The 23,382-nt window shown below is 37.8% G+C and carries 24 protein-coding genes; 17 read left to right on the top strand and 7 right to left on the bottom strand.

The window, feature by feature from the left end; translation table 11 throughout:
- Positions 1–156 precede the first annotated feature (156 nt).
- Complete coding sequence (locus AC3WVG_RS07355; protein WP_488797510.1) at positions 157–1,047, bottom strand: cation diffusion facilitator family transporter; 891 nt, start codon at positions 1,045–1,047, stop codon at positions 157–159.
- A 148-nt stretch (positions 1,048–1,195) separates the two neighbouring features.
- Between AC3WVG_RS07355 and AC3WVG_RS07350 the strand changes: the two genes are divergently transcribed.
- The 8 genes from AC3WVG_RS07350 to AC3WVG_RS07315 all read left to right on the top strand — a co-directional run bounded on the left by AC3WVG_RS07350 (position 1,196) and on the right by AC3WVG_RS07315 (position 7,703).
- Entirely contained in the window at positions 1,196–2,008 is an 813-nt protein-coding gene (locus tag AC3WVG_RS07350) for a hypothetical protein (RefSeq protein ID WP_488797509.1), read from the top strand.
- Positions 2,005–2,508: a LysM peptidoglycan-binding domain-containing protein gene (locus AC3WVG_RS07345; RefSeq protein ID WP_488797508.1), complete on the top strand. Its 504-nt coding sequence runs from the start codon at positions 2,005–2,007 to the stop codon at positions 2,506–2,508. Before AC3WVG_RS07350 ends, AC3WVG_RS07345 begins: the two co-directional genes overlap by 4 nt.
- Positions 2,509–2,927: 419 nt before the next feature.
- Positions 2,928–3,425, top strand: a complete 498-nt coding sequence (locus AC3WVG_RS07340; RefSeq protein WP_488797507.1) for a hypothetical protein — start codon at positions 2,928–2,930, stop codon at positions 3,423–3,425.
- Complete coding sequence (gene coaBC, locus AC3WVG_RS07335; RefSeq protein WP_488797506.1) at positions 3,422–4,633, top strand: bifunctional phosphopantothenoylcysteine decarboxylase/phosphopantothenate--cysteine ligase CoaBC; 1,212 nt, start codon at positions 3,422–3,424, stop codon at positions 4,631–4,633. Before AC3WVG_RS07340 ends, coaBC begins: the two co-directional genes overlap by 4 nt.
- Positions 4,615–5,214 (top strand): hypothetical protein, encoded by a 600-nt coding sequence (locus AC3WVG_RS07330; protein WP_488797505.1) that lies wholly within the window; start codon positions 4,615–4,617, stop codon positions 5,212–5,214. Before coaBC ends, AC3WVG_RS07330 begins: the two co-directional genes overlap by 19 nt.
- A gap of 315 nt (positions 5,215–5,529) precedes the next feature.
- Entirely contained in the window at positions 5,530–6,537 is a 1,008-nt protein-coding gene (locus AC3WVG_RS07325; RefSeq protein ID WP_488797504.1) for an NAD-dependent epimerase, read from the top strand.
- A 19-nt stretch (positions 6,538–6,556) separates the two neighbouring features.
- A complete protein-coding gene (locus AC3WVG_RS07320) occupies positions 6,557–6,844 on the top strand; it encodes a GAK system XXXCH domain-containing protein (protein WP_488797503.1) in 288 nt (95 codons plus the stop codon).
- Positions 6,845–6,932: 88 nt separating this feature from the next.
- Complete coding sequence (locus tag AC3WVG_RS07315) at positions 6,933–7,703, top strand: ParA family protein (protein ID WP_488797502.1); 771 nt, start codon at positions 6,933–6,935, stop codon at positions 7,701–7,703.
- Positions 7,704–7,769: 66 nt separating this feature from the next.
- On the opposite strand, the gene AC3WVG_RS07310 is transcribed toward AC3WVG_RS07315, so the two are convergent.
- Positions 7,770–8,189, bottom strand: a complete 420-nt coding sequence (locus AC3WVG_RS07310; protein WP_488797501.1) for a hypothetical protein — start codon at positions 8,187–8,189, stop codon at positions 7,770–7,772.
- A 73-nt stretch (positions 8,190–8,262) separates the two neighbouring features.
- Between AC3WVG_RS07310 and AC3WVG_RS07305 the strand changes: the two genes are divergently transcribed.
- A complete protein-coding gene (locus tag AC3WVG_RS07305; RefSeq protein WP_488797500.1) occupies positions 8,263–9,135 on the top strand; it encodes a ParB/RepB/Spo0J family partition protein in 873 nt (290 codons plus the stop codon).
- Positions 9,122–10,054 carry a D-glycero-beta-D-manno-heptose-7-phosphate kinase gene (gene rfaE1, locus AC3WVG_RS07300; protein WP_488797499.1) on the top strand — a complete coding sequence of 311 codons (933 nt, stop codon included), beginning with the start codon at positions 9,122–9,124 and terminating at the stop codon, positions 10,052–10,054. Before AC3WVG_RS07305 ends, rfaE1 begins: the two co-directional genes overlap by 14 nt.
- Positions 10,055–10,087: 33 nt before the next feature.
- Here rfaE1 and AC3WVG_RS07295 read toward each other — a convergent pair whose 3' ends face one another.
- Entirely contained in the window at positions 10,088–10,639 is a 552-nt protein-coding gene (locus AC3WVG_RS07295; RefSeq protein ID WP_488797498.1) for a type I restriction enzyme HsdR N-terminal domain-containing protein, read from the bottom strand.
- A gap of 176 nt (positions 10,640–10,815) precedes the next feature.
- Entirely contained in the window at positions 10,816–11,046 is a 231-nt protein-coding gene (locus AC3WVG_RS07290; RefSeq protein ID WP_488797497.1) for a FeoA family protein, read from the bottom strand.
- A gap of 82 nt (positions 11,047–11,128) precedes the next feature.
- Here AC3WVG_RS07290 and AC3WVG_RS07285 point away from each other — a divergent pair, with 82 nt between their 5' ends.
- The 7 genes from AC3WVG_RS07285 (at position 11,129) to AC3WVG_RS07255 (ending at position 21,466) form a co-directional block, all read left to right on the top strand.
- Positions 11,129–11,431: a hypothetical protein gene (locus tag AC3WVG_RS07285; RefSeq protein ID WP_488797496.1), complete on the top strand. Its 303-nt coding sequence runs from the start codon at positions 11,129–11,131 to the stop codon at positions 11,429–11,431.
- Between the two features lie 4 nt (positions 11,432–11,435).
- Positions 11,436–14,666: a carbamoyl-phosphate synthase large subunit gene (gene carB / locus AC3WVG_RS07280; RefSeq protein ID WP_488797495.1), complete on the top strand. Its 3,231-nt coding sequence runs from the start codon at positions 11,436–11,438 to the stop codon at positions 14,664–14,666.
- 151 nt (positions 14,667–14,817) lie between these two features.
- Entirely contained in the window at positions 14,818–16,215 is a 1,398-nt protein-coding gene (purF, locus tag AC3WVG_RS07275) for an amidophosphoribosyltransferase (RefSeq protein WP_488797494.1), read from the top strand.
- A 175-nt stretch (positions 16,216–16,390) separates the two neighbouring features.
- Complete coding sequence (locus AC3WVG_RS07270; protein ID WP_488797511.1) at positions 16,391–17,383, top strand: KpsF/GutQ family sugar-phosphate isomerase; 993 nt, start codon at positions 16,391–16,393, stop codon at positions 17,381–17,383.
- A gap of 618 nt (positions 17,384–18,001) precedes the next feature.
- Positions 18,002–20,341, top strand: coding sequence for a penicillin-binding protein 1A (locus tag AC3WVG_RS07265; RefSeq protein WP_488797493.1), 2,340 nt, complete (start codon positions 18,002–18,004; stop codon positions 20,339–20,341).
- A gap of 80 nt (positions 20,342–20,421) precedes the next feature.
- A complete protein-coding gene (locus AC3WVG_RS07260) occupies positions 20,422–20,610 on the top strand; it encodes a Trm112 family protein (RefSeq protein ID WP_488797492.1) in 189 nt (62 codons plus the stop codon).
- Between the two features lie 37 nt (positions 20,611–20,647).
- Positions 20,648–21,466: a TatD family hydrolase gene (locus AC3WVG_RS07255; protein ID WP_488797491.1), complete on the top strand. Its 819-nt coding sequence runs from the start codon at positions 20,648–20,650 to the stop codon at positions 21,464–21,466.
- Between the two features lie 74 nt (positions 21,467–21,540).
- On the opposite strand, the gene AC3WVG_RS07250 is transcribed toward AC3WVG_RS07255, so the two are convergent.
- Genes AC3WVG_RS07250 through AC3WVG_RS07240 form a run of 3 tightly spaced genes read right to left on the bottom strand, consistent with a single transcriptional unit; the run spans position 21,541 to position 23,282 of the window.
- Positions 21,541–21,945: a hypothetical protein gene (locus tag AC3WVG_RS07250; protein WP_488797490.1), complete on the bottom strand. Its 405-nt coding sequence runs from the start codon at positions 21,943–21,945 to the stop codon at positions 21,541–21,543.
- 29 nt (positions 21,946–21,974) lie between these two features.
- Positions 21,975–22,211, bottom strand: coding sequence for a DUF4911 domain-containing protein (locus AC3WVG_RS07245; protein WP_488797489.1), 237 nt, complete (start codon positions 22,209–22,211; stop codon positions 21,975–21,977).
- 6 nt (positions 22,212–22,217) lie between these two features.
- Entirely contained in the window at positions 22,218–23,282 is a 1,065-nt protein-coding gene (locus AC3WVG_RS07240) for a M24 family metallopeptidase (protein ID WP_488797488.1), read from the bottom strand.
- Positions 23,283–23,382: the final 100 nt, after the last annotated feature.

Raw genomic sequence — 23,382 nt, 5'->3', positions numbered from 1 at the left:
ATAAAAAGAATATTCATTTATCCTAAATGTACCATTATGCTCTGCCCGCAAGCAAGCTATAGATGGGTCCGGGCAGTTGCACCAGCTTGAAAGAAATCTGGATTGAAAAAATTATGAAAATTTGTCCTCTGATTAAGGTTTGGGCACAGGAAAAGTTTAATCCTCCCAGGCCGATTTGTCTTCCTTGGGCTCCACATGAATGTTTACGTGAGCATTGGGCAGTCTCTTTTGTATGTTCTCTTCAATCTTACAGCACAAATCATGGGCCTCTTTGACACTCTTTTGGCCTGAAACAAGCATATGAAAATCAATAAATCGTCTTACCCCGGACTTTCTTGTCCTTAAACCGTGATAATGGACTCCATCACCCGCGGATTCTCTTATTGTCTGGTCAATAGTTTCCAACTCATCTTCAGGCAGGGACCTGTCCATCAAGCCCAACACGGAACGCTTTATCAAAGAATACCCGGAACACATAATATTTAAGGCCACCAAAATGGCTATGATCGGATCTAAAATAACCCATTCCGGTATAAAATAAATTATGCCTACGCCAATTGTGACACCAAGAGACGTCCAGATATCGGTCATAAGGTGTTTGGCATCGGCCTCCAGCGCTATGGAATCAAAAAGTTTGGCACCTTTCAACATTATCTTTGCCACAACAAAGTTAATCAATGATGCAACCGTTACGACAAGGATACCCACTGGTAAATAATCCAATTTTTGTGGACTATGAAACCTGTTTATGGCTGAAACTATAATGCTTATAGCAGCCATTATAATTAAACTTCCCTCGAATCCACTAGCAAAATATTCTGCTTTGTCATATCCATAACTGTGTTTGTCATCGGCTGGCCGTGATGCAATACTTATAGCCCACACCGTAGCAAGGCTGGCAACAAGGTTAATCAAAGATTCAGCTGCATCTGAATAGAAACCAATTGACGAGGTTAATAGATATGCCCCAAATTTTAGAGTCAGAGTCAATATAGAGGCTAATACAGATAAAAATGCTATATTGCGTGGAGGTAATTGCTTAACCATATTTTAGATTTCAAATAACTTAGAGGTTTAATGTCCGAATAAAGAACCAATTTTTTTAGCAAATAAAGCTCATCAGAATACATTTTTTATTTGACAACGCCAAATTGATCTGAAAATCTTTTCAAAAAAATAAACGTAATTATCGCTTATGTCAAAAACCTGGATATGCACAAAACTCCCAGAATTTGTTCGTGATGTGTTGCGTGATTTTTGCTTAGTCAGCCAGCAGCTTGAACAAGAATTTCAGTACCTCGATCAAACCGGGCAAATTCGTTTCCAATTTTTTAAGGATATTTTAGGGGAAAAGATGAATAAGGGCCAGTTATGGCACTTAAAGGATACTGCTCATATTTTATTTAAACATGACCCCAAGGCTAAACTGATAGGCCAATATCTCGATTGGTCTCTGGGATATATTTTTCATGAATGTATGAAGCTAAGAGAAGATGCCTATCAACAGGAAAATTATCGGCCCTGGTTTGAAGAGATCCAGTCACAACAATCACTTAGCCCTGAAGAGAGGTTAATTACCCAGGAACTTCTCCAAGTCATTGAACAAACCAAAGAAAGTATTGCTCGCGAAGTAAAGAGGATACGGTTTATCCAATTTCATTGTAGGCGCCTGTTTATACTTTATTTACCATACCATAAGGACAACCCATTGTTGGCCCGCTTTTTATTTGCCAGACATGAATTGGTCAAAAATGTCTTTAAAACCGGAGGTTATAACGAACTTATTCAGGCCATATATGGCGATGCTCCTGAACATATGTACATCCTGGCTGCACAGAGCCTGCGTTTGGGAGGATGGATTGACGAAGCAAGACAAGCAATAAAGCATGCCCACCAAATAGCTCCGAACAACAAACTTGTCTTGCAAGAGATGAAATTAATTGATAACAACTTAGAAAACAAAGGACCATTAAATGCCAATTTTCAAAATTATAGGAGGCTATCATGAGAAAATTACTTTTTATTACTTTATTTGCAACGAGCCTGTTGGCCTTTGGTTGCGCCAAAAAGCAGGTAAAAGCCACGCCCGCGGAGCCAGCTCAGGTACAAGAACAAATAACACAACCTGCACCTCAACCTGTTGTCCAGCCTGAACCTGAGCAAAAACAAGTTGTTCAGCCAACCCCCATGGAAATTTATGAAAGCAATTATGCTTCTTTGCCTACCGAGCACAAGGTAGTCAAAGGGGAGTGCTTATGGTGGATTGCTGAATACAAACAAATTTATAATGATCCATTTATGTGGCCCTTGATTTACAAGGCTAACAGGGACCAAATCAAAAATCCTGATCTTATCTACCCCAATCAAGTTTTTGTCATTCCTAGAGATTTCACTCTAGACGAACTCAAGGAAAGTCGGCGTCAGGCTGGTGCCCCAAAACCTTATTTGCCACCTGAAAATGCCAATTTGCCTGCAAAATTAAGAGCGGATCTTGGATGGAGCTTCTAATAGGTGATAATATTTTATAATTAATTTCAAAAACAAAACCCCATCCTGGGTAAGGATGGGGTTTTGTTTTTGAAAATCTGTTTATGCCAGACCTGCACACAATTGAGCCTGTGGCCAACGACCATTTTAACCGCTGAATAGATTGTCGCCTCTTAATTTAACCTACTTGAAAAAATCTGTTTTTAGTCTAACTGGCCTGCTTGACAAAGATGACCGTTCTGACTCACTAATTAAATCAAAGGAGTTGTTAAACCTTCAAAATACACTAACGTTTTTAATGAGATTACTTTCAACTGCTCCAGAAGTTACCTTTTAAATTCTCTTATTCTGGACCAAAAGACTGTATTTATGACTATGTCAGGCCATAATAAAAAACTTAATTTAGTCTTAGGTAAATTTCAAGCAAACGGAGGAATGCTATGAAACTAAAATCATTGATTCTAATTGCCGCATCCCTATTACTCTTTGGTTGTGCAACCCTAACAAAGGGGCCTGAAACATCATCTCCTGAACCTGAAATTACTCCTCCACCAGCTCCGGAAAATACCAACAGCTACTATGATTTTGATGATATTCCAATACCAAATGAAATGAAATTGGATCCCAAAAAATCGATCCTATTTGAAACCCCGGATATGAAGGCTGGAGCAGTCGTATTTAAAGGAAGAGTTGATGCTGTATCTTTGTTCAACTTCTTTTTAGCCAATATGCCTAAAGAAAACTGGAGCATGCGCAGTTATTTTAAATATGGTCGTTATATTATGGTTTTTGAAAAGCCAAACAAGGATTGCATCATTAGAATCATCGACCATCCAATTACAACTGAATTGCAGATATGGGTCGCTCCAAGATTCCGGCAAAAGCTGGGTCATTTTAGTGATTCACCGGAAAATCTAGAAAAGAATCTTTCCCAATGAAGAACTCGTTTCCGCTTTTCACCCATTATTACGGTAAAAGGGCACATTTGGGAATATGCGGAAGTATTGCCGCATATAAAATACTTGACCTGCTACGTTTACTTCTTAAGTCCAATTTAGATGTTGGCGCTACCTTAACAAAATCAGGGAGCGAGTTTATTCCCCCGATAAACTTTCAGGCCCTGGGTGCGGATCCTGTCTTTACGCAGGACGATCTCCTCCGGTCAACTTTTGCCCATTTGGCCCCCGGACAAACTGCTCATACTTTGCTCGTTGCTCCGGCAACGGCAAATATCTTAGCCAAAGCAGCACATGGCATTGCTGACGATCTTTTGAGCACGCAAATAGTATCTTTTCCCGGCCCAATAATTTTTGCTCCGGCCATGAATCCAAAGATGTGGCATAGTCCTGCGACAAAAGAAAATTGGCAAAAACTAAAATCGCGCGGCTATATCTGTATTGAACCGGGTGAAGGTCATGTTGCTTGTGGTGATACAGGCCAAGGACGTTTGCCCTCGATTGAAAAAATTTACTTTTCCACATTAAAAACCATAACCCCACAAGATCTCAAAAATAAAAAAATACTTATTACTTCTGGTCCAACTCGAGAATATTTCGATCGGGTTAGGTTTTGGTCAAATCCATCTACTGGTAAAATGGGACTGGCCCTGAGTTTAGCTGCCTTGCTTCGTGGCGCCGAAGTCCACCTGGTTCATGGACCTATAAATGTTTTCCCACTACCCGGACTAAATTTATATCCAGCCCACTCGGCCAAAGAAATGTATACCGTGTGTATGGATTTATGGCCAAGCATGGATATGGGTTGTTTTACAGCGGCAGTAGCTGACTTTTCCCCTGAGTGCTGTCCGGTTCCGAAATTTAAGAAGTCAGATACCCACCAGCTAAAAATAACATTTACCAAAAACAAGGATATCCTGGCTACCATAGGAAATTTAAAAACCAAAACACAAAAATTAATTGGCTTTGCTGCTGAGGCTGAAAATCTAAATCACAACTGCCTGCAAAAACTTAAGAAAAAAAATCTAGATCTCATTATTGGCAACCTGATAACAGATGAAGATTCAGCTTTTGCCAGCGATCAAAATAGGGTATATGTTTTAGACCGTACTAACAGACAGGAAAGTTGGCCTTTACTTCCCAAAACAGAGGTAGCCTGGAGGATTTGGGATTGGATTTTAACTCTTTAGACATTTCAGAAAACCGCCGAGTTTTAATTCAACTTGGGCTCAAATACTTCCTTACCGATCCTAAACCACCAAAGCCAAAAGAAACATCTTCTCCCTCAACACCCAACGACCAGAACGCTTCTTTTATCTTACCTAAAAATATAAAATTAAAACTAAGTAAACTTTTGAGACCAGCCTACACTCTATGGATATATGCTGGTTTTACCTATGACCTCTCCATAGAAGAAGTAACAGACAGGAAGCGACTAATAAGAAGTATTGTTCATCAAGTACACGACAAGCTCAATTGGCCTCAGGGTTCGATTACCTTTTGGCCTATATTTAACTTAAAAAATGACGCTTTTGCACCAGATATCCAATTATTTCAGTATGGTCTGGAGCAAATCAAGCCAATTTATATTTTTTGTTTCGGAAAAGATGCCTTCAAAACCTTATTTCCTGACCAAGACTTTGAGTTAAAGAAGTTTTATTATGGTTCTTATCTAGTCCAGGGTTTGCCAGATTTTGATCAACTCCTTCCAGATAATCGAGAGTTAAAAAATTTGGTCTGGCAAATATTAAAAAAATACAGTCCCCAATAAAAATTAGTGGGTGAATGGTGGGGATGGGAAGATGGGTAAATGGGTGAATGAGGGGATGGGTAGGGAGAGTCAGGAGAGTAGGGAGGAGAAGGATGATATGAAAATGACGTTTGAGACTTTAGAAGCTTCCCCTACCCCTTACCACTGAATTCGTACCCCTTATCTTTCAGTCTAATTATGATTGAATTATTTTTTTTTAATTGATAAACGCTCGCATTCGTTTTTTGCATTATGTTATGTATTGATAAAACTCAAAGCATAAAGTTAACTTACGTACTTTCATCCAATAAAAAATTTTAAGATTAGGAGTAGTTAATGAAGGTTTTAGTCACTGGGGCTGCAGGATTTATAGGTTTTCACTTATCCAAAAAATTCTTAAATGAAGGGATTAAAGTAATAGGAATAGACAACCTTAATGATTATTACTCGGTCCAACTCAAAAAAGATCGTCTGGCTCAACTCTTTGACAATCCCGACTTTAGTTTTCATCATCTGGATATTGCCGATAAAACCGGTTTGATGGAACTATTTAGAAAGGAGAAGATAACACATGTTGTCAATCTTGCAGCTCAGGCAGGAGTAAGATACAGTATCGAAAATCCAATGGCTTATGTTGATTCAAATATCGTAGGCTTTGCCAATATCCTAGAATGCTGTCGGCATAACTCTATAAAGCACCTTGTTTTTGCCTCATCCAGTTCTGTTTACGGATTAAACACCAAAATGCCCTTCAGTGTTCACGATAATGTCGACCACCCGATCAGCCTATACGCGGCAAGCAAAAAAGCCAACGAATTGATGGCTCATTCTTATGCTTATTTGTATAAGCTCCCTTGCACAGGTCTTCGTTTTTTTACTGTCTACGGACCATGGGGCAGACCAGACATGGCCTTATTCTTATTTACCAAGGCGATTTTAGAAGGAAAGCCAATCAAAGTCTTCAACTACGGCAACATGCAAAGAGACTTCACCTATATAGATGACATCATAGAGGGAGTTTACCGAGTCACCCTACACATACCTAAACCCAACCCAGACTGGTCTGGTTCACAACCAGACCCAAGCTCAAGCCCAGCACCGTACAAAATTTATAATATCGGAAACAACAACAGCGTTTCTTTAAACCATTTCATTGAAACCATTGAAAAACATTTAAATAAAAAAGCAGTTAAAGAGCTTTTACCACTCCAGCCAGGTGACGTGCCAAAAACTTACGCCGACGTTGACGACCTCCAGCGTGATGTTGGCTTCAAACCAGACACCCCCATAGATTATGGCATAGAGCAGTTTATAATTTGGTATAAAAAATATTATCAGATATAAACACCAAGAAGGATGAGAAATGGCTCTCAAAACTTTAAAAAAGGAATTGACACAAATTTTTGATCTTATCAAAAAGCCATCCCAAGAGGGAATACTGCCAGACCTAAACCACGTACAAAAATTCAATCGTTTAGCAACTCGGATGCACACTCTGGCAGACGACGAATGGGCAGATGAATGTGAAGACTTCGCCCATTTAGCCAAACAACTCCTACAGGCAGTAAATCAGGGCGATCTACAAACTGCCGTTATGCTTGTAGAATCTATCAACGACGCCCAGTCTTTCTGCCACAAATTTTACAAATAACTTTACAATGTTTCACGTGAAACAATCTATTTAAACAGGCCTAGATTTTCCTATTTAATAACTACATTTTAGTAAGACAGGGGGCTAAGTGAGCGCAAAAAGGATAGTGGTAGCAAACCAAAAAGGGGGTGTTGGTAAGACAACGACGGCTGTAAACTTGGCGGCCTCGTTGGCTGTAATGGAAAAAAAAGTTCTCTTGGTTGATTGTGATCCTCAGGCCAATGCTAGCAGTGGGCTGGGTTTAGATGTAAAAAAAATTGTGCAAAATCTATATACTGGCTTGATTGGCGAGAGTAACCCTCAAGAGATAATACATGACACGAGCTTAAAATTTTTAAAAATTATCCCTTCATCTCATGACCTGGTGGGTGCCGAGTTGGAACTTTTAGACAAGACAGAACGCGAATATTACCTGTACAAATTAATCCGAGAAGTAGAAAAAGATTTTGAGTATCTCATTTTTGACTGCCCACCATCATTGGGTATAGTGACAGTAAATGCCTTATGCGCGGCTCAAAATTTACTTATTCCTCTACAATGTGAATACTATGCTTTGGAAGGCATTGCTCAACTTTTACATACTTATGAGCTCGTTAGGGGAAGACTTAATAGTGAATTGAATATTCTTGGGGTGTTGCTAACCATGTTTGACAAGAGAAATAATCTCTGCCACCAGGTTGCAACTGAAGTACGTGGATATTTTCGGGACAAAGTCTTTCAGACTATAATTCCTAGAAATGTGCGCTTGTCCGAGGCGCCTAGTTATGGCAAACCTGCAATTAGTTATGATATCAGGTCGACAGGAACCATTGCTTATTTGGAATTAGCTAGGGAATTGGTTAAAAAATTAGGACGTTAGAAGTAAGCGAATAGGGGATGAGTGGATGAATAAAACCATTATTAAAACATCCACTCATTAATCCAATTAATCTTCCTTAAATGGTATAATCTCATATTTTATGTGATCCTTAAAGTGTCTTTTAATAATACGAGATTTACACTGTAAACACTGAAAAGAAACTAAGCCGGCAATATTGGCAGCTTTTAGGAGAAATTTTTTGGGTGCATCGGCTGTCCAGTCAGAAGTTTTAGCGCCACAATTATCACAAACAACATTCTTTTCAACCGGGTATCTAAAATCCCAAAATTTTAAAAAGTTCTCCCAATCTTCTATTGGCTCCTCCATGACCTGGACAGGCTCATTTTCTTCAGAAGTACCCAAATGTTTGTCTATAATAGGACTAACTTCATCCTCAATGGCATGCCATAGTTTTGACGATATGAAAACGCCAATCAAAATACCTTTATGGTCGTACAAACCTTGAATATCTTTATCTGAAAACATATTTGCCTCCTAATGATGTAAAATTTAACACGCAAAGATTTAATTAGAATATCAAAAAAATCAAGGATTAATAATGAAAAAGAAACAAAGAGGTTTAGGAAAGGGTTTGGATGCACTCTTGAATCCAATGGATTTAAGTAAAGATAGCGCGGGGATTACATACTTAAAAATTGACCAAATAAAGCCAAATAAAAACCAACCGCGTACTATTTTTTCTGAAAAGTCACTCAATGAACTGGCTCAGTCTATAAATGAACAGGGCCTGTTGCAGCCAATTCTTGTTCGGAAATTAGATGGTGAAAACTATGAAATAGTTGCTGGAGAACGAAGGTGGCGGGCATGTCAACTAGCCAAGCTAGAAAGGGTGCCTGTTATCATAAAAGATCTTAGTAATGAAGAAGTCTTGGTTATTGCCTTAATTGAAAATATTCAACGCGAAGATTTAAATCCAATTGATCAAGCTTTGGCTCTGAAAAAATTAAAAGATGATCTAAATATAAGTCAGGAAGAAATTGCAAATAAGGTAGGGAAAAGTAGAGCTCAAATCGCAAATCTTATGCGACTGCTTCAACTACCTGAAGATGTACAACATCTGGTAAAAGAGAACAAATTAAGTGCAGGCCATGCAAGGGCTCTGCTCGCACTAGAATCTAAAGAAGAGATGATCGCATTGGCGAATGAAATTATATCAAAAGGAATGAGCGTACGCGAAACAGAAAAAATTGTGAAAAATAAAAAAATTCCCAAAAAAACAAACGGAAAAGTAACATTTGATAAGGAACTGGCCAATTTTTTGGCTCAACAATTTAAAAATAAAATCAGCCCAAAAATTAAGGTTAATCTGAAAGGGAACAGGGAAAAAGGAACGATCTCACTTAAATATAATTCTCAGAATGATCTGGAATTATTGCTAAAAAAGCTAGGTATCTCCAATGATGAAAGATAAACTAATATCGGATCTGAATAAAATTAATGGGCAAAATATTATAATTGTTGGCGATATCATGCTAGACCACTATCAGTGGGGGCATGTCGAACGAATTTCACCAGAGGCACCGGTTCCTGTTGTAACTGTGTATAAGGAAACATTCCATCTGGGTGGAGCAGGAAATGTAGCTCGAAATATTAAATCCTTGGGAGGAGAGCCTGTTCTCATTGCTCTTGTAGGCAAAGATCAATACGGAAAAAAAATTAAGGAGTTGCTCGAAAAAGAAAAGATAAATTACCATTTAATTGAATCAGACATTAGACCTACGACTATAAAAACTAGGGTCATGGCACACAACCAGCAGATTGTGCGGATTGATCAGGAACAATGTTTTAAATTGTCCGATGATGAAGTAGAAAAATTGGATCATGTACTAAAAAAAATAAGCCCAAACGAGTATGTGCTTGTTTCGGACTATGGAAAAGGGCTTATTGGCACCGATATATTTGAAAGACTAAAAAATTATAAAATTCTCCTTGATCCTAAAACTCAAAATTTTGATATATATAATGATATTTTTATAATGACACCCAATAAAAAGGAGACAGAGGAGGGTGCAAATCTAAGAATTAAGGGCACTGAAGATATTATTGAGGCAGGGCAAAGATTACTTGCAGATAAAAAGCTCGAGAACTTGCTGGTGACTTTGGGACCTGATGGTATGGCATTATTTAAGACTAACGGTTCGATTTACCATATTCCGACATGTGCGCAAAATGTGTACGATGTAACAGGGGCAGGGGATACGGTTATTGCTGTACTTGCGCTATGCCTTTGCTGTGGAATTAATTTACTCAATGCTTGCTGCCTGGCTAACTATGCCGCGGGCATAGTTGTGGGGGAAGTTGGAACAGCAACAACAACGAAAAAAAAATAATTGAGACAATCAAAAAGTTAGATGTGCCTAAAATTACTCAGTGGACATAGGACACCTTGATGAACAACATCCGTCAGTTAAAGAAAAGTAAGCATAAGCAAGTCTTGCTTCTTTTAGTTTTTTTTCCGGGGTTAATTCTGGTTCCGGTACATTTGAACTGAGCGCCCTTAGTTCATTCCAACTTGGTATGGAATTAAAACCTTGTTCAATTATTTTTTTATCATATGAACGGACAAGTCGAGCATCTTTAGAATCTGTGACAATTATTAAAGGAATAGGGGGATCAAATAAACGAGCTGCAGAAATATACTGTCGCACATAAGAAGAAACTTCACCGGGACAAAAAGCCAAGAGCAAAACAGGCTTTCCTTGATCTTTGATAATAAAATCAAGAGTTATCGTGTATGACTTTTGAGCAATATCTAAATTAAGCTCAACTTTTGGAAAAATATTTTCCTTGGGATAACCTTTTTCCTCGACCAAAATTTTGGCCAGGGCTTGGCGAATGTCCTCGTAAGTTGTGAGGTCAATTTTTTTACCTGTAATATAATCGTAAATAGTCTGTTCTAAACTTACTTCGTGCATATGCCATCTTTTTTAAGGTTGAGGTTACGATTTTCTGCTAAACATTTACATCTATTGCAACCAGAGCAGAGATTCTCAGCTTTGGTGGAATAACGTAGTAGTTTACAAAAACTTAAAGCTAAATAAACCAGAGAAAAAAATAAAATTACCAAAACAATAAAAAATTGTGTATCCATCTAACTTATAGGACAGCAAAGAATTTTTTGTGCCAGTCCATGACCCAAAACTAAATCAGTTTCACGTACTTTTACTCTAAATGGTCCACAGCCACAATTATCTATCACAACTTCCGTGCCAGGGATTAAACCAAGCGCGCATAATTTTGATCTGGCCGCACAGCCAGCATTTAAGGTGACTATTTTTACCCGACTTCCTGGTGGAAATTGGTCAATGGGTTTGGGACTCATAAGTTTATTCCTCCTAACTTTAAAATTATGTAAATACACTCATTGACCATGTCAAGCAATACATCTAATGGAAGGACAGAACATGAGCATAGATGAGTTTTTTGCTCATACAAAATTACAAAGGCTACTCAAACTACCAGAAAGTTTTCGCTCCAAAATTTTTGGAACGAATAACTTGACGACTGATGAAAAGTTTATTCTGGCCAATTTATATTATCTAGATTCGGTTGGTAACTTGCGCGAATTTAAAACGTTGTTACCAGCATTGACAGGATACTCTCAACAAAAATGCGAACTAATTTTGGTTGAGCTAAATAAAAAAAAATTAATATACATGAGTAAAGAACAGGTTAGTTTGCGTATTAAACCTTTAACCTACGAATAAAATTATGCCTAAAAGAAAAGATATTAAAAAAATTATGGTCATTGGCTCGGGTCCAATTGTTATTGGTCAGGCCTGTGAGTTTGATTATTCTGGAACACAGGCAGTTAAAGCACTTAAAGAAGAAGGATATGAGGTCGTTCTGGTTAATTCAAATCCAGCCACAATTATGACTGACCCAGAACTAGGGGACAAGACATACATTGAACCAATTGAGCCTGAAACCGTTGCCAAAATAATTGCCCGTGAAAGACCAGACGCTCTCTTACCAACCCTTGGCGGACAAACCGGGTTAAATACAGCCGTAGCTGTCGCTGAAAATGGAATACTCGAAAAATATGGTGTGGAGCTAATTGGTGCATCCTTACCGGTTATAAAAAAGGCTGAAAGCAGGGAAGAATTTCGGGAGGCAATGGAAAATATAGGTCTAAAGGTTCCCAAAAGCGGGATTGCCAGAAACATGGACGAGGTAAAAAAATGGAGTAAAATCATACCATTTCCTATAATTGTTCGTCCCGCATTTACCCTAGGAGGCACCGGTGGTGGCATCGCATATAATCAAGAAGAATTAGAGACTATCGCATCTCATGGCCTTGCAGCAAGCCTGAAACACGAGGTCATGCTTGAAGAATCTGTTTTAGGGTGGAAAGAGTTTGAACTGGAAGTAATGCGGGACAAAAATGACAACTGCGTAATTATTTGCTCAATTGAAAATATCGATCCTATGGGGGTTCATACCGGTGACTCCATAACAGTAGCACCAGCGCAAACCTTGACAGATGTAGAATACCAACGCATGCGCGATGCAGCAATTGCTATTATGCGAGAAATTGGGGTGGAGACTGGCGGTTCTAATGTACAATTTGCAATCAACCCGGACAATGGAGAAATGGTAGTAATTGAGATGAACCCCAGGGTTTCAAGATCATCAGCCCTGGCATCTAAAGCTACTGGATTTCCAATTGCCAAAATAGCTGCCAAATTGGCCGTAGGCTACACTTTGGATGAGATTCCAAATGATATTACCAAAGAGACAATGGCATCCTTTGAGCCAACAATAGACTATTGTGTCGTAAAGATCCCACGCTTTACATTTGAAAAATTTCCCGGCGCTGAAGACTATTTAACGACGGCTATGAAGAGTGTCGGGGAAACCATGGCCATCGGTCGAACCTTCAAAGAAGCACTCCAAAAGGGGCTCAGGTCATTAGAGATTGATTATCCGGGTTTAGGCAAAAACTATAATGCCGATTTGCCTAACCTTGATGATATCCGAGCAAAGCTAATAACTCCTAATTCTAAAAGAATTTTTTCTATAAGGCATGCACTTCTTCAGGGCATGAGCTGCTCTGAAATCAAAAAACTAACCAACATTGATTTGTGGTTTTTGCGCCAAATTGAGGAAATTGTTAAGTTCGAAACAAAATTAAAAAATTTTAGTTTGGAAGAAAGTATAACTCCGGAAAACAAAAAACTCAGAGAAATTCTTACTGAGGCCAAACAACTGGGATTTTCTGACAAACAACTGGCTATTTTGTGGAAAAAAAGTGAAGAAGACATCAGAAGAATAAGAAAAAAATTAAAAATAGAACCAGTTTATTATCTTGTTGACACATGCGCAGCAGAATTTGAAGCCTATACTCCCTATTTTTATTCAACTTATGAACATGGTAACGAAGTAGAAGTTGGGAAAGAAAAAAAAGTAATGATTTTAGGCGGAGGGCCGAATCGCATTGGACAAGGAATCGAATTTGACTACTGCTGCGTACACGCCTCTTTTGCGCTTAGAGAAATGGGTATTAAATCAATCATGGTCAATTCAAATCCCGAGACTGTTAGTACCGACTATGATACTTCTGACAGATTGTATTTTGAGCCTCTGACTTTTGAAGATGTCTTAAATATAATAGATTTTGAGAAGCCAGATGGAGTTATTGTCCAGTTTGGAGGACAAACACCGCTTAACCTGGCTGTGCCCCTGCTACGGGCCGGCGTAAAAATTTTAGGTACCTCGCCCGACAGCATTGACCGGGCTGAAGATCGAGAAAGGTTTCAAGCCTTGATCCAGAAGCTGAATTTACTCCAGCCACCTAATGGTACGGCCATGTCACAAAACCAGGCATTGGAGATAGCCAAAAAAATTGGATACCCGGTAGTTGTAAGACCTTCCTATGTCCTTGGCGGACGGGCCATGGAAATTGTCTATGATGATAGAGATCTGAAAAGTTACTTTCAAGAAGCTGCTTATGTTTCACCTGAACACCCAATCTTGATTGATAAATTTCTGGAAAACGCCATTGAAATAGATGTAGATGCATTAAGTGATGGTAAAGATACCTATGTAGCAGGAATTATGGAACATATAGAAGAGGCCGGTGTACATTCCGGTGACTCGGCCTGCGTTCTTCCAGCCCACTCAATAAGTTCAGAGCTTATTAACGAAATTGAAAGACAAACCAAGGCCCTGGCCAGAGAACTAAAAGTTGTTGGGCTTATGAATATACAATACGCCATTAAAGATAATCAAATTTATATTTTGGAAGTAAATCCAAGGGCCTCCAGAACAGTACCCTTTGTAAGCAAAGCCACAGGTGTACCTCTGGCAAAACTTGCCACAAAAATTATGATGGGAAAGAAGCTAAAAGAACTTGACCCATGGTCAATGCGCAAAGAGGGATATTTCTCAGTAAAAGAAGCTGTCATGCCCTTTAACAGGTTTCCAGGGGTAGATGTTTTACTCGGACCAGAAATGAGGTCAACTGGCGAAGTCATGGGCATAGATGAAAATGTTGGCCTGGCTTACATGAAAAGCCAGTTGGGGGCAGGCCATTTTCTTCCAAGCAAAGGCACAGTTTTTATCTCGGTGAATGACCGAGATAAAAAAGAAAGTGTGTTTGCAGCGAAAATTTTTAATGAAATAGGATTTAAAATTATGGCAACCAGAGGGACGGCTAACTTCCTTGAAAAACATAATATTCCTGTTCAGGTTGTGAACAAGGTATATGAAGGACGACCAAACGTCATTGACCATATTAAAAATGGAGAAATTGATCTTGTCATCAATACATCATCAGGCAAAAAAACTGTGCAGGATTCGTCATCATTAAGACAAGCAACACTTCTATATCAAATACCTTATACAACGACCATTGCAGGAGCAAAGGCTATTGCAATGGCCATTAAAGAAAAGTCTACCTGTGGCCTTGAAGTACAAAGTATCCAAGAATATTATACATAAAAAGATCAAGGGTAGGCTGCAAAAAATAACTCTATTTTAAGATCAATATATCCAACTAACATTCTTAAGTCTGTAATATTGTATTTGTTTTATAATTACCAACCAGAAATAAAAAAACTAACAAAAAAACTAACAAAAAAACTAAAGTACAATGAACCCTACTAACACAAAAAAGGAATATTGTGGATTATTTGGTATTTATGGGCACCCTGAAGCAGCACGTATGGCCTATTTTGGTCTTTATGCATTGCAACACAGGGGACAAGAAAGTGCAGGCATTGTCACCTGGGATGGAAAAAAATTAAGAGAGCAAAGAGGAATGGGTCTGGTGGCCGATGTCTTTACGGAAAGACATCTTAGTCATCAATTAAAAGGGGATATAGCCATCGGACACATTCGCTATTCCACAACCGGAGCATCACTCATCCGAAATGCACAGCCATTTATGGTCAAATTTAAAGACATGGCCATGGCAATTGGACACAACGGTAACCTAGTCAATACTTTTGAGCTACGTCAGGAATTAGAAGAAAAAGGTTCCATTTTCCAAACCACAATGGATAGCGAAATAATCATGCACCTGCTGGCAAAAAATTTAAATAGCTCATGTATTGAAGAGGCTTTCATCAAAACAATGACAAAAATAAAAGGAGCTTACAGTCTAATTCTGCTTATCAATAATAAAATGATTGCCATGCGCGATCCATTTGGATTCAGGCCTTTATCCCTGGGGAGAATCGGTGCTGCTTATGTCATTGCTTCTGAAACTTGTGCATTTGATCTTTTGGAAGCTGAGTTTTTACGCACTATTAGACCTGGAGAAATGGTCATTATTGAGGATGGAAAACTTAGAAGCATCCAGTTTGCTGAACCAAAAAAGCAAAAATCCTGCATTTTTGAACTTATCTATTTTGCTCGGCCTGATTCGATAGTTTTTGATGAAGAAGTTTATTCAGCTAGAAAAAAAATGGGTGGTATCCTGGCTGAAGAAGCCCCAATAGAAGCAGACTTTGTCATGCCTTTTCCTGACTCCGGAGTCTATGCAGCCGTGGGTTATGCTCAAAAGTCAGGGCTTCCTTTTGAAGTAGCAATGATAAGAAATCACTATATTGGCCGAACTTTTATTCAGCCATCACAGGATATGCGAGATTTTGGAGTTCGAGTTAAGTTAAACCCTGTGGCTAGTATGATCAAAAATAAAAAGATTATTATCGTTGAAGACTCCATTGTCCGAGGGACAACAATCAGGACCAGGGTTAAGAAGCTGCGAGAATTAGGTGCCAGAGAAATTCATATGCGCGTCAGTTGTCCCCCAATCAGATTCCCCTGCTATTATGGCATTGATTTCTCTTCAAAAGGAGAGCTTATTGCAAGTAATCATAGTGTAGATGACATTGCCAGATTCATCGGCCTGGACTCACTGCACTATTTAAGTATTGAAGGTCTTAAGTCTGCAGTAGAGAATGCGCAAAATTATTGCCTAGCCTGTTTTAATGGTGACTATCCTATTCTTCCGGGAGCACATTACGGAAAAATGTGTTTGGAATAAAAAAATAAAGATAGATAAAAATGTCATTTTAGCCTCAGACTCAAGTAGAATATTATCGATAAATTATACTGAATATTAAATCACAGTCCCTAGGCAGTAAATATGAAACCTTTGTGTGACAATAAAACATTCAGTAATCGCATATCAACCAGCCTTTTTAAATATTAGCCTACTTATGTACACTCAGAAGTCATCAGATAAAGATTGGATAAAAATTGCAAAACAAGTCCTGGATATTGAGATCCAAGGACTATTAAAGGTCAAAGAGGATCTGGACAATTCCTTTACTCAGGCAATTAATATTTTAGGAAGGTGCCAGGGAAGAATTGTAGTAACCGGAATTGGCAAATCTGGATTGGTTGGCAAAAAAATCGCTGCTACCTTAAGTAGCACAGGCTCACCATCCTTCTTTCTTCACCCAGTGGAAGGGGCACACGGAGATATAGGTATGATCAGGCCTGAAGATGTCGTTCTGGCTATATCAAACAGTGGTGAAACAGATGAATTAAACTCCATCCTGCCAAGTTTAAAATCTTTAGGCGTAAAAATTATAGGTTTGACTTCAAATTTAAAATCAACAATGGCTATGCTTTGTGATTTAGTCATTAAGGTTCAGGTACCAAAAGAAGCTTGTCCTCTTGGCCTTGCACCAACAGCAAGCACAACAGCAACTCTGGCCATTGGTGATGCAATTGCTGTCTGTCTGATCAACTTAAAATCATTTGGGAAACAAGATTTTAAAAAATACCACCCTGGCGGCTTTTTAGGCCAGAGACTTGCTAAAAAAGTCCAAGAAATCATGCATTCAAAAAATCTTCCCCTGACACAAACAGACACTTCGCTTAAACAAGGGCTGCACGTTCTTAACAAAGGCGGACTAGGTGTAGTATTAATTGTGGACAAAGAAAATAAACTCAAAGGAATAATTACGGATGGAGATGTGCGACGCATTGTATGCCAAGGAAATATGAATTTAAACAATTCTATTAATAATTACATGGTAAAAAATCCATATACAGCAGACCCGAATCAGTCAGCGGCATCGGTACTTGATATTATGGAAGAAAAACAAATTACTGTTATTCCAATTGTTGATGCGGATAAAAGAATATTAGGAATTGTTCATCTTCACGACTTGCTCGGCAAAGGAAAATTTAAATTCTCTTAGTGAGTTCACTAGCTTTTTGTCGCACTAAAAGTGGTACTGAGATTATTGTTTGCTATAAAAAATCGTAAACAATACGTATAAGAATTACGAATTAAATGAAAATAAATTATATATGTGCACAGTGTAGTCAAATAAATCCAACTTGCTGCAAAATAAAAAAGGAGATGGAAGAATATTGTTTCCCATTATCAGAATATGAAATAGAAAAGATAAGTAAAAAAAGCCCAATAAATAATTTTTATGTCCAGGAAAAAAATTCAATAAATTTTATTAAAAAATTTATATCACATTTACCTGAATACAGACATAAAATTAAACAAATTTTCCCGCCGAATAATTTTCACTATCGCCTAAAAATAAAAGATAACGGAGAATGTGTCTTTTTAACAGACAACGGATGTTTGCTTCAAAGGCACACCAGGCCTTTTTATTGTCAAATTTATCCCTTTTGGTTCTACAATCAAAAAATTACTTATTTTAAGGACAAATATTGTCTGGCACAAAAAAAAACAGAAAAAGTTGGTCAGCTTTTAAGACTATTTTCAGTAAGCATAGAGACCATTGAGAAAAATTTTAAGTTCATGATCGCAAGTCTTAGATTAAACAAGTGAGATAAAGATGAAGGTATTAAAATATTTACTAATAGTTTTATTATTATTCCTTATATTAATAGCTGGAACAGGAATTGGTCTATATTTCTGGGCTGCCAAGGATTTACCCGGCTTTAAGAAAATAACGGATTATAATCCACCTTTGGTAACCAAAATTTTAACCAGAAACGGTAGAATCCTAGGCTATTTTTATAAGGAAAAAAGATTCCTAGTATCATTAAACGAGATATCAGAGTGGGTACCAAAAGCCTTTTTGGCTGCTGAAGACGCTAATTTTTATCAACATGAAGGTATCGATTTTTTAGGAATTTTTAGAGCAGCTATTAAAAATTTAATGGCTGGTGGAATCGTCCAGGGCGGCAGTACCATCACTCAGCAGGTCATAAAATCAATGCTTCTTTCACCGGAACGTAGTTATACCCGAAAATTAAAAGAGGCTATTCTGGCATATCGTCTGGAAAAATATTTAACCAAAGATGAAATTCTAACTATTTATCTTAATCAAATTTATATGGGTGCAGGGGCTTACGGTATCGAAGCAGCTGCCAGGGAGTATTTTGGCAAACATGCCTCTGAGTTAAATTTAGCCGAGGCAGCCCTTTTGGCAGGGCTTCCAAAAGCACCATCCAGATATAACCCATATAAAAATTTTAATGGCGCAAAAAAAAGACAAGAGTATGTCTTAAACAGGTTAAAAGAGCTTAACTGGATAAATGATGAAGAATATAATCAAGCCCGGCAAACACAAATCACTCTTAAGCAAATGGCTGACCCTTCCTGGCAACAAGGTGCTTATTACCTGGAAGAAGTGCGTCGGTGGCTGATTGAAAAATTTGGACAAGACAAAGTCTATACCGGTGGTCTAGTTGTTTACACAGCAGGAGACCTGGAACACTTGGTAGCCGCTGAAAATGCACTTAAAAAAGGACTGATCGCCTCAACAAAACGCAGGGGATGGCAAGGCCCCATTGAGCACTTGGAGGTAAATCAATTTGATCATTTTTTAAGTCAGGAATCAGTACATCCGGATATCTTGGTCCCTGGGGAGTGGATAAAAGTTTTAGTCACCAGGGTGGATAAAAAAGGAGCAGAAGTAAAGTTTGGTACCTTTCAAGGTTGGATCGATGTAAAGACAATGGGCTGGGCAAGAACTCCCGATCCCAAAAAGGCCCCGGAAGAAGTCCCTAAAATCAAGGATGCACGCCAAGTGCTCACTCCTGGTGATGTTGTCTGGGCTTCGATTATAAATCAAAAAGACAATAGCTCGCTTTGGAATTTATCCCTGGAACAAGAACCAAGGGTTGAAGGCGCCCTTGTTTCTCTGGAACCAGCGACAGGAGAGGTTCTGGCCCTGGTTGGAGGATACAACTTTTTCAAAAGCCAATTTAATCGGGCTACACAGGCCAAAAGACAACCGGGATCGGCATTTAAACCTATTGTCTATTCTGCAGCAATGGACAACGGTTTTACTCCGGCTTCCATAGTTTTGGATGCGCCCATTGTATATGAGGACCTTCAAACTAATTCCACCTGGAAACCTGAAAATTTTGAAGGTATCTTTTATGGACCTACCCTTTTAAGAACTGCTTTGGTAAAATCTCGGAATCTGGTCACCATTCGCATTGCTCAGCGCATTGGTATAGATAAGATTATTCAACGTGCCAAAGATTTAGGTTTACAAGGTGAATTCCCCCGAGACCTATCGGTCAGCCTTGGTTCTGTACCGGTAACACTTATTAATCTATGTCAGGCGTACACAGCATTCGCTCGGGGTGGCACATATATTCAACCACATTTAATAAACAAAGTAACAACCTCATGGGGTGAGGAACTTTACCAAGCCAAATATGAACCTGTTAAAGCCCTAAGTCCAGAAACAAGTTACATCATTACCTACCTATTACAGGAAGTTGTCAGAGATGGAACAGGTTGGAGGGCAAGAGTACTCAAAAGACCAGTGGCTGGAAAAACAGGGACTTCGAATAACGAACAGGACGCCTGGTTCATGGGTTTCACTCCTTATCTGCTTACCGGGGTATATGTTGGTTTTGATCAATTAACCCCAATGGGTAAATATGAAACAGGCTCGAGGGCAGCAAGTCCGATATGGGTCAATTATCGCCTAGCTGTTGAACCTAACTATCCGGTTCAAGACTTTCCACGACCTCCAGGTATCGTTATGGCCAAAATAGATGCTCAAACCGGGCTCTTGGCCGGACCAAATAGTGATAAAGTCTATCTTTTACCTTTTAAAGCAGGTACTGAACCTACATCTACAAGTGAATCGTCATCACCAAAACAAGAAAGTCAAAAAGCAAGTGAAAATATTTTAAAACAATTATTTTGATTGTATAAATGGGTTAATGGGTAAGTAAATAAGTGGATGTGTGCTCTAGACTCAAAAATCCAACCGCAAAAGGAGTAAACATGCCTTTAAACAAAGAACTATTGGACATTTTAGCCTGCCCTAAATGCAAGGGGGATTTGATTCTAACTCAGGAAGAAGACGGATTAATTTGTGAAAAGTGTGCATTGGTTTACCCAATTAAAGAAGAAATTCCTATAATGCTTATTGAGGAAGCAATAAAGTTAGACGAGTGGAAGAAAAATTCTTAGCAATAGTCTGGATACATTCTTAAAATAAAAAAATAAAATGTCTAAAAAGAAAAGAAGAGCACTACCTGAAGAACTTAATCTTCCACTAGGTGGAATTGACAGTCATGCTCACCTTGACTTGGAGCAGTTTGGTTCAGATTTGAATAAAATAATTGACCGTGCTAAAAAATGCGGGGTGGCAGCAATAGGCAATGTCTTTTTAGGTCCGGAGGCCTATTTTAAAAATAAGGATTTATTTTCCTCGTTTGAGCAAGTATTTTATATCCTGGGTACACATCCCCACGATGCCAAAGTATTTAATCAAGATACAATAAGTAAAATTGAGCAAATTATTAATCAGGATAATAGAATAAAGGCTGTGGGGGAAATCGGGTTAGATTTCTATTATGATTTTAGCCCAAGAGAAGTTCAAATTAAAGCTTTTCAGGAGCAACTAGTACTGGCCAGGGAACTGGATTTACCTGTTGTTATTCACTCAAGGGAGGCAGAAAAGGAAACTGTGGCTATTTTACTCGATATGGGTTTTAAAGATAAAAAAGTATTATGGCATTGTTTTGGGAAAGGAAAGGATTTCTCAGAAGAACTCCTAGGCTTTGGCTGGATCTTGTCCATTCCTGGAACAGTAACCTACAGAAAGAATCAGCAACTTCAGGAAGCAGTGCAATATATACCCTTAACAAGCATGGTTTTGGAAACTGACTGTCCTTTTTTAACACCAGAACCTTATCGTGGAAAACGCAATGAACCTGCATTAATTGGTTTTACTGCCCAAAAAATCGCTCAAATTAAGGAAATTACTACCTCAGATGTTTGGACAACCACCGCTCGCACATGTCAAAAATTCTTTAACCTCTAATGATGTAATTTTATTTACACCTGCTCAATATCTATTCTTACGATTGAAAATTAACAGTTTTTTAATTGCTTTTTTCATTTAAATACAATTTCCTTTATATCACTACATTTAAGTCTAATTTTTCCCCATTCAGTCTGACCCAAAAATGTAACTTCCGGATCTATATAAAATTCTTTATTAGATTCATCATAAAACACTATCTTGGCTAAAACTTTATCATCTTGTAAATAAAAATTTACCTTTTTAATAGTTTTAAAGTCTACCCCAACATCAGCTCTTCCCATTTTTGCGGGTAAAAAAGTTAAACCATCAATAGATATTTTCTGCACTTTATAAGAGTTATTACTCTGATCTACAATTGTTACTGTAAAATAGCGATCAGGCTCAGGAATACTAGAAATAATATTATAATTATTTCCACCCATTCCAAGACAAAGAGTAAATATAATTATCAAGATAAAAAAATTAATTTTTTTCATAATATTATCTCCAAAAGGCACAAAAAAAGCTATTTTTTACTTGTATCATATACTATTTTAACAGGAATCTCGCCTTTTATATTTTTTATAAAATCATGAACCAATTTTTCTAACTCATAACTAAAAACAAGCTGTAAAACAGCCTTGTATTTGTCTACTACGGTTAAGTAAGCTAAATTATCATATCCTTCTAAAAAAAATTTAAATAAAGCAATATTTTTCCTATCAACCTGCAAATATATGCGCTTAGAATAATTATTCAGCATAGCAGACTATAAAATTTCAGCACCGTTATCCGTGATTAAAACCATATATTCCCATCTGACTCCACCCCAATTAGGATAATAAAGACCCGGTTCAATGGTTACCACCATTCCCGGCTTAAAAACACCTTTGGCAAGAGGTCCAATCGCAGGTAGTTCATGTGTCTCTAAACCAATTCCATGACCCAACCCATGAGTAAAATATTTATCTACTCCATACTCTTGAAAAAAAGATTTTGCAATAAAATATGCATCCTTTATAGGCAATCCCGGATAAATTTCTTTTATAGCCCTTTCTTGTGCTTTTTTGACAAGTTCTAAGGTATTAAGAAAATCTTTACTAGGTCTGTCGCCTATCCAAAAAGTCCTGGTCTGATCCGAGCAATAATCATCAACTCGCGCACCCATATCAATAAGTACTGGACAATTTCTAACTATTTTTGTTTTTCCGGGAATTGCATGGGGTAAGGCAGCATTGGGACCAACAGCAACTATAGTTGAAAAACTAAGTTCAGTGGCCCCCCCGGTCCTGAACAATTTTTCAACTTCCCATGCAATTTCTGCCTCTGTTTTACCTGTAGTCAAAAATGATTCAATCTGTTCAAATACCTTATGATTGAGTGCACAAGATCTTTGCAAGGACTTAACTTCGTCCTTGTCTTTAATCATTCTAATTTGTTCGACTACATTTTTAAGAGGAACTAATTCAAAATGTTTTTTTAATTGGTCATAAAAATCATAAGAAATATAAATAGATTCAAAGCCAAAACGTTTTACTCCAATTTCTTTTAAAAAATTTATTATCTTTTCATATTTATTTTGTCTATATATAAATATATTATCTTCAGGTAAAATTCTCTTTGCAGCTTCTTCATAACGTGGGTCTGTTAAGAGATAAAAATTATCTTTGGTTATAAGCAAATATCCTGATGATTCATTACACTGAGGATCATGGAGCTCAAAACCACTAAGATAATACCTATTGGCTGCACCGGAAATGAAAAAATTATCAAGACCCGAATTAAAAATTATTTCTCTAACTTTATCCAACCTATTCTGATATTTTATATCCATTTATAAACCTTTTTTATCAAAATAACCTGAAATATTATTAGAAAACATCAATTCATAATCTTTTTTAAAAAGATCGTTAAATATAATATCTATTTTTTTC

This window comes from Desulfovulcanus sp. (assembly GCF_982781345.1).
This window is presented reverse-complemented; position numbering and strand designations above follow the sequence as displayed.

Coding starts and splice junctions, on each gene's coding strand:
- AC3WVG_RS07320 (WP_488797503.1), top strand. CDS start 6,557: ATGGCTCTCAAAACTTTAAAAAAGGAATTGACACAAATTTTTGATCTT.
- purF (WP_488797494.1), top strand. CDS start 14,818: ATGAACCCTACTAACACAAAAAAGGAATATTGTGGATTATTTGGTATT.
- AC3WVG_RS07255 (WP_488797491.1), top strand. CDS start 20,648: ATGTCTAAAAAGAAAAGAAGAGCACTACCTGAAGAACTTAATCTTCCA.
- AC3WVG_RS07350 (WP_488797509.1), top strand. CDS start 1,196: ATGTCAAAAACCTGGATATGCACAAAACTCCCAGAATTTGTTCGTGAT.
- AC3WVG_RS07310 (WP_488797501.1), bottom strand. CDS start 8,189: ATGTTTTCAGATAAAGATATTCAAGGTTTGTACGACCATAAAGGTATT.
- AC3WVG_RS07285 (WP_488797496.1), top strand. CDS start 11,129: ATGAGCATAGATGAGTTTTTTGCTCATACAAAATTACAAAGGCTACTC.
- AC3WVG_RS07340 (WP_488797507.1), top strand. CDS start 2,928: ATGAAACTAAAATCATTGATTCTAATTGCCGCATCCCTATTACTCTTT.
- AC3WVG_RS07355 (WP_488797510.1), bottom strand. CDS start 1,047: ATGGTTAAGCAATTACCTCCACGCAATATAGCATTTTTATCTGTATTA.
- AC3WVG_RS07290 (WP_488797497.1), bottom strand. CDS start 11,046: ATGAGTCCCAAACCCATTGACCAATTTCCACCAGGAAGTCGGGTAAAA.
- AC3WVG_RS07295 (WP_488797498.1), bottom strand. CDS start 10,639: ATGCACGAAGTAAGTTTAGAACAGACTATTTACGATTATATTACAGGT.
- carB (WP_488797495.1), top strand. CDS start 11,436: ATGCCTAAAAGAAAAGATATTAAAAAAATTATGGTCATTGGCTCGGGT.
- AC3WVG_RS07270 (WP_488797511.1), top strand. CDS start 16,391: ATGTACACTCAGAAGTCATCAGATAAAGATTGGATAAAAATTGCAAAA.
- AC3WVG_RS07305 (WP_488797500.1), top strand. CDS start 8,263: ATGAAAAAGAAACAAAGAGGTTTAGGAAAGGGTTTGGATGCACTCTTG.
- AC3WVG_RS07250 (WP_488797490.1), bottom strand. CDS start 21,945: ATGAAAAAAATTAATTTTTTTATCTTGATAATTATATTTACTCTTTGT.
- AC3WVG_RS07345 (WP_488797508.1), top strand. CDS start 2,005: ATGAGAAAATTACTTTTTATTACTTTATTTGCAACGAGCCTGTTGGCC.
- AC3WVG_RS07240 (WP_488797488.1), bottom strand. CDS start 23,282: ATGGATATAAAATATCAGAATAGGTTGGATAAAGTTAGAGAAATAATT.
- AC3WVG_RS07245 (WP_488797489.1), bottom strand. CDS start 22,211: ATGCTGAATAATTATTCTAAGCGCATATATTTGCAGGTTGATAGGAAA.
- AC3WVG_RS07260 (WP_488797492.1), top strand. CDS start 20,422: ATGCCTTTAAACAAAGAACTATTGGACATTTTAGCCTGCCCTAAATGC.
- coaBC (WP_488797506.1), top strand. CDS start 3,422: ATGAAGAACTCGTTTCCGCTTTTCACCCATTATTACGGTAAAAGGGCA.
- AC3WVG_RS07325 (WP_488797504.1), top strand. CDS start 5,530: ATGAAGGTTTTAGTCACTGGGGCTGCAGGATTTATAGGTTTTCACTTA.
- AC3WVG_RS07265 (WP_488797493.1), top strand. CDS start 18,002: ATGAAGGTATTAAAATATTTACTAATAGTTTTATTATTATTCCTTATA.
- rfaE1 (WP_488797499.1), top strand. CDS start 9,122: ATGATGAAAGATAAACTAATATCGGATCTGAATAAAATTAATGGGCAA.